Below are 15,320 nucleotides of genomic sequence, written 5' to 3'. Positions count from 1 at the left end.
CATCTACGACCCGGTCGCCAACATCACCGCCGCCTGCAATTACGCGGCCGACCGTTACGGCACGATGGACAACGTGGACTCCGCGTACTGATCCGGCGCCGGAGAAAAGCGATACGGAGGGCGGCGGGGCCGATACGGCCCCGCCGCCCTCCGGCGTGTCCGGATACGCCTACTGCAGCGCGTACGCCCCGAGCACGGTCTGGCTGACGGTGTTGCCCGCGTCGTCCTTCGCGGTGGCGCGCAGCGAGACCCGTGCGGCCGAGCGCGGAGCCTTGACGGTGGTGCTCCAGGTGGCGCCGTGCCCGCGCTTGAGGTGGAGGGCGGTCCAGGTGGCGCCGTCGTCGTAGGAGACCTGGAGGGTGGCCCCGGTGACCGTTCCGGCGCCGGTGACGCCGGGCAGGTGGGAGGCGGTCAGCGTGAGCGGCGCGGTCCGGTGCGCCCGGCCCGCGAGGTCGGTGTTGACGCCGTAGTCGAGCTGCAGCAGCGGCAGGTCGGCGTAGCCGTTGCCCGAGGTGAAGCCCCATTCGGTGCGGGTGCTCGGCGAGCTGGGCAGGACGCCGTCCTGGCTGGTCTCGGCGACCAGCCGGTAGGGCAGCGGGTCGCTGCTCGGCGCATCGACGGCGAGCTGCTGGTAGACGGTGGACCCGAGGTCCTTGCCGCCCTGGTAGAGGGTGACGGTCTCGTGCAGGTTGTCCTCCTCGCCCCACAGGTTGAGGTCGAAGCCGTTGTGGCCGGAGCCGGAGTCGCCCCAGCCGGGGACGTTCAGGACGAAGAAGTCGCCCTGCCGGTTCGGCAGCGACTGGCTGTCGTTCATCCGGGGGTGGTAGACGGGCAGGAACCAGTCGCTCCGCGTGGTGGAGCCCTTGGCCGGGTGGGTGATCAGCGAGCGCTCCTGGACCACCGGGTTGTCCGACTCCTCGTACCAGCCGAAGCGGTCGCCACCCGGGGTGACCCAGTCGGTACGGGACGTGCCCAGCGTCTGGACGCTCTGCAGGCCGACCCCGAACCGGTCGAAGTCCTGCATGTCGTAGCGGCCGTTGTCACCGGGGTCGGCGGCGCTGCCCGCGAAGCGCGAGTCGATCCGCGCCAGGTCGCGCGCCCTGGGCGCGTAGGTCAGGTCGGCGGCCGGTATCGCCCCGTCGTGCCGCTCGACCAGGTCGTAGACGTACGGCGAGGTCGGCGTCGAGGTCACGTCCAGCGTCAGCTTGCCGCGTGCGGCGGCGGCGGCGAGCGCGGCGCCCTGCGTGCTCGGCAGGGACGCCACCTCGACCGGTGAGCGCGAGGTGTAGTCGTCCGCGCCGTACCAGGCCGACAGCCTGCCGGGGGTGTCGCCCACGACCAGCAGCAGCCGGGCGCCCGCGGCGACGGCGGCCGCGGCCTGCGCGGTGTCGGCGGCGGCCTGCGCGGCCGGGTCGGCCTGCCGGTCGTAGCGGACGACCACGGCCTTGCCCCGGGCGTTCAGGCCCGCGTAGTCGGCGGTGCGGCCGAGGCCTGCGGAGACGACGGGGAGCTTGCTGCGGCCGGCCGGCAGCAGCGTGGAGCCCGCCTGCACCAGCAGGCCCGACAGGTCCGCGGCCGCCCCGTGCGGGCCCTTGGCGGCGGCGGTCAGCAGCGGCGCGCCCTTGCGCCAGCGGGTGTCGAAGGCGAAGCTGCCGCTGCTCACCTTGGCCGTGGACTGCGCCCACACGCTGGTGTACGAGACGGGCAGCAGGTAGTTCTCGTTGAGGGCGAAGTCCCCGGCGACCCGGTTCCACTCCACCCGCGTCAGCTGGTCCTCCGACCGCTGCGGGGTGACCGCCGAGACGCGGTGCGCCTTGCGGGCGTCCAGCGCGGCGGTGCGGTCGCCGTCCAGCTGGAGCTGGGGGACGGACAGCACGCCGAGGCCGAGGTCGTCGGGGCCCGCCGCGCCCGGCAGGTCGGCGTACATCAGCACCGAGTACTCGCCCTTGGGCAGCCGCATCACCAGCTTGCCGCTGTCCGGGACCTCCACCTGGTAAGGCGTCGTCTCGCCGGTGCGGTAGACCACCGCGTAGCCCGCGACGGGAGCGCCGGACCGGTCGGCCGTGGTGATCGTCAGGTTGTAGCGCTCCTCCTCGCGGTCGATGCCGATGAGGGTGTGCGCCACCACCGAGCCGTCCGCCGCCGAGGCCTCCAGCTGCCCGTCGCTCACCCCGTACGGTGCTTTCGCCGGGTCGGCGGTCACCTCGACCGAGGCGCTGCCGCCCGCGGGGACGGTGACCGTGGACGCGGAGAGGGCGAAGGCGGCCGACGCGTCCGCGCCGTCGGGGCCGGTGGCGGCGGCCTTCAGGGCGAGGGTGACACCGGTAGTGCCGGAGTTGGTGTAGGTGACCGTCCTGGTCGCCGGGGCGTCCGCGGTGTGCGGCCACGGGTAGAAGCCCGCCCAGGCGGTCGCCGTGGCGCGCACGTCGCCGAGCGCCGCCGCCTGCACGTCGAGCCGTCCGCCGCCGCCCTGCGTGACGGGGATGTCCGGGGTCTCGTGCGCGGTGCTGACCAGGGCGTCCTTGATCTGCTGCCCGCTCCAGCCGGGGTGCTCCTGCGCGACCAGCGCCGCCGCGCCCGCGACGTGCGGGGTCGCCATGGACGTCCCGCTCATCGTGATGTACGGGCCGGAGCCCTCGGCCGAGTACTGCGAGCGGGCGGCGAGGATGTCCACGCCCGGCGCGGTGATCTCGGGCTTGAGACCGCCGTCCCCGGAGCGCGGGCCCCAGCTGGAGAAGTACGCCAGCTGGTCGGCGGAGTCGACCGCGCCGACGGTGAGCGCGGAGGTGGCGGCGCCGGGCGAACCGATGCCGCCCGCCCCGGTGTTGCCCGCGGCGATGACGAACAGCGCGCCGGTGGAGTCGCTGAGGTCGTTCACGGCCTGGCTCATCGGGTCGGTGCCGTCGCTGACCTCGGTGGAGCCCAGGCTCATGCTGATGACCTTGGCGTGCTGGGTCTGCGCCGCCCACTGCATGCCCGCGATGATCCACGACTCGTCGCCGAAGCCGTCGTCGCCCAGCACCTTGCCGACCAGCAGCCGGGAGCCGGGCGCGACGCCCTTCTCCTTGCCGTCCGAGGCGGCGCCGGTGCCCGCGATCGTGGAGGCGGTGTGGGTGCCGTGGCCGAGACGGTCGGTGGTGTCCTGGCCGGGGACGAAGCTCTCCGAGGCGGCCACCTGGCCCGCCAGGTCCGGGTGCCCGGCGTCGATGCCGCTGTCGAGGACGGCGACGTCCACGCCCCTGCCGTCGGCGCCCGCCTGCCACACGGCGGGGGCGCCGATCTGCGCGGTGCTGTCGGCGAGCGTCGCCCTGACCTTGCCGTCCAGCCAGATGTGGCTGATGTTCGCGCCGAAGACGGCCGCGCCGTCCGCGGACCGGGCCTTCGCGCCCGCCGCGCCGCCGTCCGTGCCCTGCCGCTGCGCGGCCCTGGCCTGTGCGCGGGTCAGCGCCGCCGCCGGGGTGACGGCCTGCCAGAAGGCGGCCGCGTCCGACCGGTTCTGGTTCACCGCCCTGCCGTGCACGGCGGGCAGGTCGAGCCGGGCGGACAGGCCGCGCGGCACGGCGGGGGCGGTGCGCGCCGAGGTGCCGCCGTACTGCACGATCAGCGGCAGCGACGAGGCGTGGGCGTCGTCGTAGCCGTCGGCGATCAGGGCGGTGACGTCGAACAGCCGCTGGTCCAGGACGCCCGCGGCGACGTAGGGGAGGACTTCCGACGGATAGACGTACAGGTCCTTGCCGACGGTCCTGGTCTGCACACCGCCGGTCAGGTTCGCCGGGCGGGTGACGGTGGCCGCCGCGCGCCCGTCGGCGAGCGTGGTCACGGTCACCCGGTCGCCGGTCACCAGGGTGACGGTGCTCGCGGTGGCGGTGGCGGTGGCGGGGGCGGCGGCCCGGGGGCCGGGCTGCGGGACGGTCCGGGACGGTGCGGCCTGCGCGATCGACGGGGTCGCCGCCACCGCCGCCAGGACGGCGCCGACGGCGGTCAGCAGCCGCCCGCGCCTGGTCGGGGATCTCACGTGGTGCCCTCCATACGGTGCGTGGAACGCGGAACGCGGAACGCAGCACATTCTTCGGGCGCGGATGAGCAGGCAGAACACTTCGGCGTGACGGTTCGCCGCCATGACGGAAGCCTGCCGCCGCTGACGGCGCGTCAGGTCGCCGGATGCGCGGCGGTAAGGGCGGATACGCCCGAGCCCCGCGCGCGGCTCGGCGGCTCAGCGGCTCAGCCAGCCGCGGGCGACGGCCTCGGCGCCGAGCTGGAAGCGCGAGCCGACCGAGGCCAGGTCCATCAGGGCGCGGATCTTGCGCTCGACCGTCCGCAGGGACAGGTCGAGCTGGGCGGCGATGGTCCGGTCGGTGACGTCGAGGGCGAGCAGCGCGAGGATCTGCCGGTCCAGGTCGCCGGGCTGCGCCCCCGCGGGCTCGGGGCCGGGGCCGGTGGGCACGCCGGGCACCGGAAGCGGCCGGGCACGCTGCCAGTACTCCTCGAAGAGCAGCACCAGCGCGGCCACCAGGCCCGTACCGTGCACGACCACCGTGTCCGCGTGTCCGGGCTCCTCGCCGAGCGACAGCGGCACCATGGCGTTGGCGCGGTCGGAGATGATCAGCCGCATCGGGATGTCCGGCGTCACCCGCATCTTCATGCCGAGGCCGGTGACCTCGCGCACGTCGTCCCACATGCCGGGGACCTCCAGATGGCTGCGGGTGATCATCGCGCGGAAGTCCACCCCGCGCAGCAGCGCGTCGCGCTCCATCGGGTAGACGCTGTCGCGCTCCACCGCGACGACCGACTCCGCGAGGAAGATCAGCACCTCGCGCCGGGCGCCGCCGATGAGCTGCCCGAGCCGGTGGCGTATCGGGACCGGCCCCGACACCACCTCCACCACCCCGCCCGCCGCGCGCGAGGAGGCGCTGCGGAATTGCTCCCCGAGCGCCGCGACGGCCGCGCCCGCCTCGTCGAGCGAGGTGCGGCGGCGGACCAGCAGCGGGGCGAGCGCGACCGAGGGCGACGCGGCCCGGTAGGTGCGGGCACCGGCCTCGCGCGGCCCGGCGTCGTCGAAGGGCGGCGGCTCCTCGCCGACGACGAGCCCGCCCGCCGCCATCTCGTCGAGCCGGGCGACCGCCTCCGCCACGCCGATCCCCGCCCGCTCGGCCACCTCGGCGGCCGAACTGCCCGGCCGGGCGATCAGCAGCACGTACAACCGCTCCTGCTCCGGCGGGATCCCGAGCGGAGCCAGCATCGGCACCCCCGGAGCTGGAACAATCCGTGCGGGGAGTCTTCATGTCCCGTACAACTGCTGTCAACACCCGCCGCCCGCCCGGCGGGTGGGAGTCACGGCGGCGTGTCCCCGCGCCGCCGCTCCTCGCGCAGCAGCGCGTCGAGGTCGGCGAGGCGGTCCAGGCCGGAGACGGCGCGGGCGGTGCGCGGGTTCGCGCCGAGCCGGTCACGATGGCGGTGCAGGAAGGACCAGTAGCCGCGCGTGAACGGGCACGCCCGCTCGCCGCTGCGCTCCCCGGGACGGTAGGCGCAGGAGCCGCACAGGTCGCTCATCCTGTCGATGTAGGCGCCGCCGGAGGTGTACGGCTTGGTCGTCATGCGCCCGCCGTCCGCGTACTGCGACATGCCGACGACGTTGGGCAGCATCACCCAGTCGTAGCCGTCGACGAAGTTGCGGTGGAACCAGTCCGTCAGCTCCGCGGGATCCCAGCCCTGCTGGAGGGCGTGGCTGCCCAGCACCATCAGGCGCGGGATGTGGTGTGTCCAGCCGGTGTCGCGGACCTGCGCCAGCACGGTGGACAGGCACCGCGCGGTGACCGCGTCCGCGTCCAGTGCGGTGAACCACTCCGGCAGCCCCCCGTGGTGCCCGAGCGCGTTGCGCCCCCGGTAGTCCTCACCGAAGTGCCAGTACAGCTGCCAGACGTACTCGCGCCACCCGGCGATCTGCCGTACGAAGCCCTCCACGCTGCTGAGCGGCGCCCGGCCCGCCCGCCACGCCTCCTCCGCCCGCTCCACGCATTCGGCCGGGTCGAGCAGCCCGAGGTTGAGCGAGGACGACAGCAGGCTGTGGCTCATGACCGGGTCCCCGGCGAGCATCGCGTCCTCGTGCGGGCCGAACCCGGCGAGCCGGGTGTCGACGAAGCGGCGCAGCGCCGCCAGGGCCTCGCGGCGCGTGGCGGGGAACATCCGCGGCCCGTCGCGCCCGGCGAAGCTCACGTCACCGGTCCGCTCCCACGCGTCCAGGTCGCGCCGGACCTCGTCGTCGACGGCGTCCTCGCGCGGGCGGTAGGGCGCGGGCGCGCCGAGCGAGGCGGCACCGGGGGGCGGCGGCTCGCGGTTGTCCCGGTCCAGGTTCCACACCCCGCCGGCCGGCTCGGCGCCGTCCATCAGCAGGCCGTGCGTGCGCCTGACCCACCGGTAGAAGTCCTCCTGCCGCAGCCGGTGCCCCTCGCGCCCGTCCGCCCAGGACGCGAAGGCGTCGTGCGGGACGAGGAAGCCCCGGGCGGGCAGCACCCGGACCTGCTCCAGGCGCCCGACCAGCGCCAGCGCGGCGCGGGAGGTGGGGTGGTGCACCGTGACCGGCCCGCTGGGCACCGCCGCGCGCAGCCCCTCCCGGTAGGTGTCGGCCCGGACATAGCGGACGCGGTCGCCGAGTTCGGCCGCCCGGTGCCGCATGGCCGACAGCAGCAGATGGGCCTTCGCCCGGTGGAAGCGGCGGCGGCGGAAGACCGAGCGGGCCTCGATCATCACGACAGGGCTGTCGCGGCCCGGACCCCCGCCGTGCGCGTCCGGGCGCAGGAAGCCGGGGCCGAGCTGGTCGCCGAACAGCCAGTGCGGATCAGCCATCTCCACCTCTCCGGTCGTGCGCGCCGCCCGGCGGTACGCAAATTCCGTCCGCCGGTCCGCGCGCGGGTCGGTACGCGTGCCGTCCCCGGCATGATCGGCGACGCGGGGCCCGCGCGCCCGCAGGCTCACTCCGACGGGCGAGGCGCCATGTCGTCAGGCGGCCCCGGACGGGAGCCGGAAGCGGCGTCCGGCGTTCCGGTCGGCAGCAGGCGGCGTTCAGGCGGCGTACACGCGGTCTCCACGTTCCGTCTCCAGAGTTCGGCCTCGTGCCTACAACTCACTCGCGTGCCGGCGCCGCCTCCCTGTGCGCCGCGGCTCTGACGTTTTCCGGTCTCGCCGTCGCCGGGGTGCTCGCCGCGCAGCCCGCGGCGGCCGCCGACCCGGCCGGCTACCAGAACATCCGGATCAACGAGGTCACCTCCTCGGGCAACGACACCGTGGAGCTGTACAACACCGGCTCGACCGCGGTGAGCATCAGCGGCTGGAAGATGTCGGACGACAGCTTCTCCGCGCAGTCCTTCAGCCCGTCCTCCGGCACGGTCCCGGCGGGCGGCTTCGTCACCTTCACCTCCCCCAAGGGGCTGGGGGACTCCGACAAGCTGGTGATCTACACCTCCGGCGGTACGGTCGTCGACCGGGTCGACTGGGCCACGGACAAGGCCAAGCCCGCGATGGCGCGGTGCGGCGGCGACGGGACCGGGGCATGGGTCACGACCGCCGCCGCGGCCACCTTCGGCTCCGCGAACGCCCCCGGCTGCCCGTCCTCCCTCCCGGCCGCGAGCCGGGTACGCGTCAACGAGGTCACCTCCGACGGCTCGGACACCGTGGAGCTGTACAACGGCGGCACGAGCGCGGTCAGCATCAGCGCGTGGAAGTACACCGACGGCGACACCGGCCACTCCGCGGCGAAGATCTCGTCCTCCTCGCCGAGCGCGACCAGCATCCCCGCGGGCGGCTACGTCACCTTCGACTCCACCATCGGCCTCGGCGACAACGACTCGCTCTTCCTTCTCGACGGCAGCGGCGACACCGTCGACTCGGTGAGCTGGGCGACCGACGGCGCCAAGCCCTCGGACGAGCGCTGCGCCGACGGCACCGGCTGGTTCCGGACCGCCGCGACCGCGACCCTCGGCAGCGCCAACTCCTGCTCGGGCGGCGGTACGACGACCGGCGGGAGCACCACGGGCGGGACCACCGGCGGCACCGGCGGCGGTCAGCCCGGCCAACTGCTCGGCGGCGGCGGCTCGCTCACCAGCGGCTGCACCCCCGAGGCGCCCAGCGGCTCGCACTCCGCCCCCTCCGGCACCCAGGCCTGGCCCGGCGGGGCCGACGTCACGATCGCCGACCGCGTCTGCGCCTTCACCACGTCCACCGGGCCCGAGGGCCGTGACGTGAGCGGCCTGGCCTTCGACCCGGCGAACCCGTCGGTGCTGTGGGCCGTCAAGAACAAGAACTGGCTGTTCAAGCTGGTCAAGAGCGGCAGCACCTGGATCCCGGACTCCTCGTGGAGCACGACCGGCAAGCAGATCCGCTTCTCCGGCGGCTCCGGCGAGCCCGACTCCGAGGGCGTGACGGTCGGCGGCAACGGCCACCTCTACGTGACCTCCGAGCGCGACAACACCAAGAACACCGTCCCGAAGGACACGGTCCTGGAGTACGACCCGGCCGCGACCGGCTCGACCCTCTCCCCGCTGCACCAGTGGGACATGACCTCCCAGTTCCCGCAGCTCGACACCGGCGACAAGGACGACGCCAACCTGGGCTTCGAGGGCGTCGGCTACGTCCCCGACAGCTGGCTGACCGCGGGCGGCTGGACCGACCCGCGCACCGGCGCCGCCTACGACCCGGCGGACTACCCGCTGCACGGCGCGGGCCTGTACTTCGCGGGCCTGGAGTGGGACGGCTCGCTGCACGTGTACGGCCTCAACTCCGACGGCACGTTCACGACCTTCGGCACGATCGCGACGGGCAAGACGTCCGTCATGGACGTGGAGTTCGACACGGCGACCCAGCGCATCGTCGCCACCTGCGACAACACCTGCGGTGAGACCCACACCTTCATGAAGGTCTCCGGCGGCGCGATCGTCCCCGACGTGACCTACACCAACCCCGCCGTGATGCCCGCGGACAACCTGGAGGGCTTCGCCCTCGCGCCCGCCTCGACCTGCGTCGGCGGCTCGCGCGAGGCGGTCTGGTCCGACGACGGCATCTACGGCTTCGGCTCCAAGACGTCCTCCAGCGGGCACGCCCTCTACAGCGGCACCTTCCCCTGCTGAACGCCCGCCGACCCGCCCCCGGGCACGACGCCCCCGGCCGCACCGCGCGGCCGGGGGCGCCGCCGTGCCGGGGCCCGGCGGGGGCCGGTGCGAAAATGAGCGCATGACAGGCGCTGAGGAATTCACACCCGAGTCGGAGCGGGTCATGCGCGTCCTGCGCGACCAGATCACCGACGGCACCCGGGCGCCCGGCAGCCGGCTGGTCGAGCGGGAGATCGCCGCCGAGCTGGGGGTGAGCCGGCTGCCCGTGCGGGACGCGCTGCGCGGGCTGGTCGGCGAGGGGCTGGTGACCCCGCGGCCGCGGACCTGGGCGGTGGTGCGGGAATTCAGCCCCACCGACGTCTCGGACCTCAACGAGGTGCGGTCCGCGCTGGAGACGCTCGGCTTCCGGCTGGCCGCGCAGCGCCGTACCAGGGCCGGGCTGGCGAAGCTGCGCGCCCGGCTGGACGAGGAACTGTCGGCCGCCGCCCGGGGCGACGGGGCCGCCGCCCGGCGGGCGGCCGCCGCCTTCCACGAGACGGTCACCGAGCTGGCCGACAACGCGCTGCTGAACGAGCTGGACCTGACGCTGCGCAGCAGGCTGCGCTGGCTGCTCGGGCAGCACGACGACTTCACCGCCGTCGCCGAGGAGCACGAGGCCCTCTACCGGGCGATCGAGGCGCGCGACGTCCCCGGCGTCGAGGAGCTGGCCGCCCGCCACCTGGAGGCCAGCGGCAGCCGCGCCGCCGCCCGGCGCGCGGTGACCGCCGCGGAGTAGCCGCAGCGGGCCGCGCCGGGCGCCTCCCTGCCCCGCGTTCTCCGGCCGCCGCGGTCCGGCCCCCCGAGCCCGGCGCCCTCCCGCGCCCCGAGCCCCGGCGCTCCGCTCGCCGCGGACCACACAGGCCCCGGCGTCCCCGGCTGCCGCGAAGGGCCCGGTCACGGACCCTGGCTGCCCCGGGTGTTCCTGCTCGCCGCGGAGGGACCGTTGACGGGCTCCGGGTACCCGCCCCCCCGGGTGTTCCTGCTCGCCGCGAAGGGGCCGTTGACGGGCTCCGGGCACCCGCCCCCCGGGTGTTCCCGCTCGCCGGGGAGGAGCTGGTGACGGCCCCGGGCGTCCCCGCTCGCCGCGGAGCAGCCGGGCGCGGGCTCCCGGAGCCCGCGGCGCGTCACGCGCTCGTGAAGATGATGCCCTCCGGCAGGTCCGGGCGGATCTCGGTGCCGACCTTGCGTGCCAGCAGGTCGTCCAGCCGCTCCAGGGGGCCGATGAGCGCGCGGCCGCCCGCCTTGGCGACGCGTACCGCCGCGTCCACCTTGGGCTGCATCGAGCCCTCGGCGAAGGCGAGCTGGGACAGGCCCTCGGGGGAGGCGGTGAGGATGTCGCGCTGCTCGGGGGTGCCCCAGTTCTCGCTGACGAAGTCGCCGTCGGTGAGCATGATCAGCATGTCCGCGCCCAGGTCGGCGGCGAGCGCCGCGCTGGCGAGGTCCTTGTCGACCACGGCCTGCATGCCGACCTGGCGGCCGCGCGAGTCGGTGCGCACCGGCACCCCGCCGCCGCCGACGCACACCACGAGGGTGCCGCCGTCCAGCAGCCGGCTCACCAGCGGCGCCTGCATGATGCGCAGCGGGTTCGGGGACGGGACGACGCGGCGGAAGGCGCCGCCGTCGCGGGCGATCGTCCACCGGTACTCGGCGGCGGCCTCGGCGGCGTCCTGCGCCGAGTACTGCGGGCCGATCAGCTTGGTGGGGCGCTCGAACGCGGGGTCCGCCTCGTCCACCTCCGTCGTGGTGACGATCGCGGCGACCTCGCGCTCCCCGGCCAGCGCGTTGGACAGCTCCTGCTGGATGACGTAGCCGATCATGCCCTGCGTCTCGGCGCCGAGGATGTCCAGCGGGTAGGCGGCCACGTCCTGGTAGGCGAGGTTCTGCAGTGCCAGCAGGCCGACCTGCGGCCCGTTGCCGTGCGTGATGACCACCTCGTGCTCGCGGGCGAGCCCGGCGAGCGCCTGGCAGGCCCCGCGCACGTTGGCGCGCAGGTGCCCGGCCGTCATCGGCTCCCCGCGCCTGGCCAGTGCATTGCCTCCGAGGGCGACGACGATGCGCATGTGGTTGTCCCTGCCTTACGTGTGTTCGCTTGTCGAACAAGAATGGTATACCAATATGGAGGAGTTGCCGGGAGTCCGCGCGGGTGCGCGGGCGTGCCCGGCCGGAACGGCGGAAGGAGGGCGCGATGGCAGGCCATGGGGCAGCGGCCGCGGTGCGTGTGGAGTCCGGCGACGCGGAGCTGCTGCGGCAGCTGGGCGCCGGGAGCGGCACCGGCCGCGTCCACTCCGTCTTCGCCCGTGTCGTCAACGTGCTGACCCCGGAGGACGCGCTCATCGCGCTGGCCGCGCGCGGCTCGGGCGACGCCCCGCGGACGCTCACCGCCGATGTCGGCGGCTGGGCGGGGCGCGGTCTCGCCGCTGGGCAGCCGGTCGCCTTCGCGCCCGGCTGCCTCACCCTCGCGGTGCCGGGGCGCCCCTTGTGCCTCACCGTCGCGGGGGCGAGGCATTGGTATACCATCCGGCCGACGCTGGCCGGTCTCCCGGCGGGTGCGTGCGCCGCGGCGGCCGCCCGGATCGACCGCCTCAACCACACGTACGGCCCCCGTGGCGGCATGCTCGGCGCGGCCCCGGGCGCGGGCCCGATGGACGACGCCGTCGTCCGGGCCCTGCACACCGGGCGGGCGGAGCTGACCGCGGGCATCCGCGCCCGCGACACCGCGGCGACCCGCCGCGGGGTGCTCGCCCTGCTGGGTCTCGGCCCCGGGCTGACCCCGGCCGGGGACGACTTCCTGACCGGGCTGGTGTTCGTCGCCGCCCTGCCGGGCAGCGCCCTGGCCGGTTTCGTCCCCGTGCTGCGCGAGGTGCTGGACGCCCACCCGGGCCGCACCACCGACGTCGCCCTCGCGACCCTGCGCGAGGCCGCCCGCGGCCGGGCCCGCGCCGAACTCCTGGACCTGCTGCGGCTGCTGGAAGGTGCGGCGGGCCCGCTCGACCTGCACGCTCCGGTCCGCGCGGTGCTGGCCGTCGGCCACACCTCGGGCAGCGACACCCTGTCCGGCCTGGCGGCCGGGCTCCACCTGGAAGAAGAACTGCGAGGTCCGCTGTGAGCACCACAGCAGTCGTACGGAAGAACACCTACTTCGACTCCGTGTCCCTGATGTCCGTCTCCACCAAGGCCAACGGCCTGGACGGCGTCGAGCAGGCGTTCACCGCCATGGGCACCGAGATGAACAAGCAGGTCCTGGACAACCTGGGCCTGCTGACCGACGAGCTGCGGGACGCGGGCAACGGCGACCTGATGATCGTCCTGGTCACCGCGCCGGAGGCCGACACCGACGCCCTGCTCGCCCAGGTCGGCGAGCTGCTCCAGCGCAAGGCCCCGGCCGCCGCGGCCCCCGGGGCGGTCGCCCACCGCACCCTGCCGGCCGCCGCCGCGGCGACCCCGGGCGCCAACCTCGCGGTCATCGCCGTCAACGGCGCCTACGCCGCGCGCGAGGCGCGCAAGGCCCTGCTGAGCGGCCTGCACGTGATGCTCTTCAGCGACAACGTGTCCGTCGCGGACGAGGTCGCCCTCAAGCAGCTCGCGCACGAGCGCGGCCTGTTCATGATGGGCCCGGACTGCGGCACCGCCGTCATCGGCAATGTCGCGCTGTGCTTCGGCAACAAGGTGCGCCCCGGCCGTGTCGGCCTCGTCGCCGCCTCCGGCACCGGCTCGCAGGAGGTCAGCGTCCGCGTGCACGCCCTCGGCGGCGGCATCTCGCAGCTCATCGGCACCGGCGGCCGTGACCTCAGCGAGGAGGTCGGCGGCATCATGATGACCGACGGCATCCGCGCGCTCGCCGCCGACCCCGGCACCGACGTGATCGTGCTGGTCTCCAAGCCCCCGGCCCCCTCGGTCGAGAAGAAGGTGCTCGCCGAGGTCGCCGCCGCGGGCAAGCCCGTCGTCGTCTACTTCATCGGCGGTTCGCAGGAGGCGGTCGCCGCGGCCGGCGGGCACTTCGCCGCCGACAGCCACGACGCCGCCCACCAGGCGGTGCGGCTGGCCGGCATCGAGCCCGCGGCCACCGAGGAGCTGGACGTCACGGCCGCCGCGGACGCGGTCGCCGCCCGGCTCACCGCGGGGCAGACCTACGTCCGCGGCCTGTTCTGCGGCGGCACCCTGTGCGACGAGACGATGTACGCGGTGCGCGACGCGGGCTTCGACGTCTGGAGCAACATCCAGAAGGACCCGGCCCGCCGGCTGGCCGCCACCGCGCCCAGCACCGGCCACACCTTCCTCGACTTCGGGGACGACGACTTCACCAACGGCCGCCCGCACCCCATGATCGACCCCTCGGTGCGCCTGGAGCGCCTGGTCGCGGAGGCCGCCGACCCCGAGGTCGCCGTCGTCGTCATGGACTTCGTGCTCGGCTTCGGCGCGCACGAGGACCCGGTCGGCAGCACGCTGCCCGCCATCGCGCAGGCCCAGGACGTCGCCCGCGCGGCCGGCCGCCACCTGGAGATCGTCGGCTACGTCCTCGGCACCGACCTGGACACCCCGTCGGTCGCCGCCCAGACCGAGGCCCTGCGGGCCGCCGGCGTCACCGTCACCACCAGCAGCACCGAGACGGGCCGGTTCGCCCGTGAGATCGCACGGAAGGCCCAGCAGGCATGACCGACACCACCGCAGCCGCCCCGCAGACCACCCCCGCCGCCGCGCTGTTCGCGGGCCCGCCCGTCGTCGTCAACGTCGGCCTGGCCATGTTCGAGCAGGACATCGCGGCCCAGGGCGCGCAGGTCACGACGGTCGACTGGACCCCGCCCGGCGGCGGCAGCCCCGAGGCGGCCCGCGCCCTCGACGTCCTCGACGAGCCGCAGACGGCCGCGCGCATCGCGGCGGCCAACGAGGAGGCGGTCGCGCGGATCACCGCCGCCCGCCCGATGCTCGTCGGCTTCGGCCGCGCGCTGGACGTCGTCCCGGGCATGACGCCCACCACGATCCTGCACTCCGGCCCGCCCATCACCTGGGAGAAGATGGCCGGTGCGATGAAGGGCGCGGTCACCGGCGCGCTCGTCTTCGAGGGCCTGGCCGAGGACCTGGACGCCGCAGCCGAGCTGGCCGCGTCCGGCGCGATCACCTTCGCGCCGTGCCACGAGCACGACTGCGTCGGCTCGATGGCCGGTGTCACGTCGGCGTCGATGTACATGCACGTCGTGCGCAACGAGACGCACGGCAACACCGCGTACACCAACCTGTCCGAGCAGATGGCGAAGATCCTGCGGATGGGCGCCAACGACCGCAGCGTCATCGACCGGCTGGTGTGGATGCGGGACGTCCTGGGGCCGATGCTCAAGGAGGCCGTCGAGATCGGCGGGCCGATCGACCTGCGCCTGATGCTCTCGCAGGCCGTCCACATGGGCGACGAGTGCCACAACCGCAACAACGCGGGCACCCTGCTGCTCGCTCAGGCGCTCAGCTCCTCGCTGATCCGGACGTCCTTCGGCACCGAGCAGAAGAAGGAGGTCTTCGACTTCATCGCCAGCTCGGACTACTTCTCCGGGCCGACGTGGATGGCGATGGCCAAGGCCGCCCTCGACGCCGCGCACGGCATCCCCGACTCCACGATCGTCACCACCATGGCGCGCAACGGCGTCGAGTTCGGCATCCGCGTCAGCGGGCTGCCGGGCCGCTGGTTCACCGGCCCGGCGCAGCGGGTCGTCGGCCCGATGTTCGCCGGCTACAAGCCGGAGGACTCCGGCCTGGACATCGGCGACAGCGCGATCACCGAGACGTACGGCTTCGGCGGCTTCGCGATGTCGGCCGCGCCCGCGATCGTGGCGCTGGTCGGCGGCACGGTGCAGGAGGCCATGGGCTACACGCGGGACATGGGCGAGATCACCACCGCGCAGAACCCCAACGTCACCATCCCGGCCCTGGACTTCCAGGGGCTGCCCACCGGCATCGACGTCCGCAAGGTCCTCGACACGGGCATCCTCCCGGTCATCAACACGGCCATCGCCCACAAGGAGGCCGGCATCGGCATGATCGGCGCGGGCATCACGCACCCGCCGGCCGAGGCCTTCACCGCGGCGGCCACCGCGCTGGCTGGCCTCTTCTCCGGCCCGGCCGCGGCCGCAGATTCCGCAGCATCCCCCGCCGACGCCCTCTCCTGACGTACGAGAGCCCGACCGGAAGCCACAT

The 15,320-nt window shown here is 74.5% G+C and carries 9 protein-coding genes and 1 pseudogene; 6 read left to right on the top strand and 4 right to left on the bottom strand.

Annotated features, from left to right (window positions below; translation table 11 throughout):
• Positions 1-91, top strand: a pseudogene (locus ACWERV_RS28705) (transglycosylase SLT domain-containing protein); the annotation flags it as partial.
• A 78-nt stretch (positions 92-169) separates the two neighbouring features.
• On the opposite strand, the gene ACWERV_RS28700 reads toward ACWERV_RS28705, so the two are convergent.
• From ACWERV_RS28700 to ACWERV_RS28690, 3 genes are all read right to left on the bottom strand, one after another.
• On the bottom strand, positions 170-4,015 hold the full coding sequence (locus tag ACWERV_RS28700) for a S8 family serine peptidase (RefSeq protein ID WP_452938442.1): 3,846 nt from the start codon (positions 4,013-4,015) through the stop codon (positions 170-172).
• Between the two features lie 198 nt (positions 4,016-4,213).
• A complete protein-coding gene (locus ACWERV_RS28695) occupies positions 4,214-5,239 on the bottom strand; it encodes a helix-turn-helix domain-containing protein (protein ID WP_452938438.1) in 1,026 nt (341 codons plus the stop codon).
• 92 nt (positions 5,240-5,331) lie between these two features.
• A complete protein-coding gene (locus ACWERV_RS28690; RefSeq protein WP_452938435.1) occupies positions 5,332-6,843 on the bottom strand; it encodes a cryptochrome/photolyase family protein in 1,512 nt (503 codons plus the stop codon).
• A gap of 266 nt (positions 6,844-7,109) precedes the next feature.
• On the opposite strand from ACWERV_RS28690, the gene ACWERV_RS28685 reads away from it, so the two are divergent.
• Complete coding sequence (locus ACWERV_RS28685; RefSeq protein WP_452938433.1) at positions 7,110-9,119, top strand: lamin tail domain-containing protein; 2,010 nt, start codon at positions 7,110-7,112, stop codon at positions 9,117-9,119.
• A gap of 103 nt (positions 9,120-9,222) precedes the next feature.
• Complete coding sequence (locus ACWERV_RS28680) at positions 9,223-9,876, top strand: GntR family transcriptional regulator (protein ID WP_398189557.1); 654 nt, start codon at positions 9,223-9,225, stop codon at positions 9,874-9,876.
• A gap of 388 nt (positions 9,877-10,264) precedes the next feature.
• On the opposite strand, the gene ACWERV_RS28675 is transcribed toward ACWERV_RS28680, so the two are convergent.
• Positions 10,265-11,200 carry a carbamate kinase gene (locus ACWERV_RS28675; RefSeq protein WP_452938430.1) on the bottom strand — a complete coding sequence of 312 codons (936 nt, stop codon included), beginning with the start codon at positions 11,198-11,200 and terminating at the stop codon, positions 10,265-10,267.
• A 125-nt stretch (positions 11,201-11,325) separates the two neighbouring features.
• Between ACWERV_RS28675 and ACWERV_RS28670 the strand changes: the two genes are divergently transcribed.
• From ACWERV_RS28670 to ACWERV_RS28660, 3 genes are read left to right on the top strand one after another with little or no spacing between them, the layout of a single operon-like run.
• Positions 11,326-12,246, top strand: coding sequence for an oxamate carbamoyltransferase subunit AllH family protein (locus ACWERV_RS28670; protein ID WP_452938428.1), 921 nt, complete (start codon positions 11,326-11,328; stop codon positions 12,244-12,246).
• Positions 12,243-13,793 (top strand): acyl-CoA synthetase FdrA, encoded by a 1,551-nt coding sequence (gene fdrA / locus ACWERV_RS28665; RefSeq protein ID WP_452938426.1) that lies wholly within the window; start codon positions 12,243-12,245, stop codon positions 13,791-13,793. Before ACWERV_RS28670 ends, fdrA begins: the two co-directional genes overlap by 4 nt.
• Complete coding sequence (locus ACWERV_RS28660; protein WP_452938423.1) at positions 13,790-15,292, top strand: oxamate carbamoyltransferase subunit AllG family protein; 1,503 nt, start codon at positions 13,790-13,792, stop codon at positions 15,290-15,292. Before fdrA ends, ACWERV_RS28660 begins: the two co-directional genes overlap by 4 nt.
• Positions 15,293-15,320 lie beyond the last annotated feature (28 nt).

The organism is Streptomyces sp. NPDC004031, from assembly GCF_053604375.1.
The sequence above is the reverse complement of the archived record's forward strand: the minus strand, read 5'-3'. Positions and strand labels throughout refer to the sequence as shown.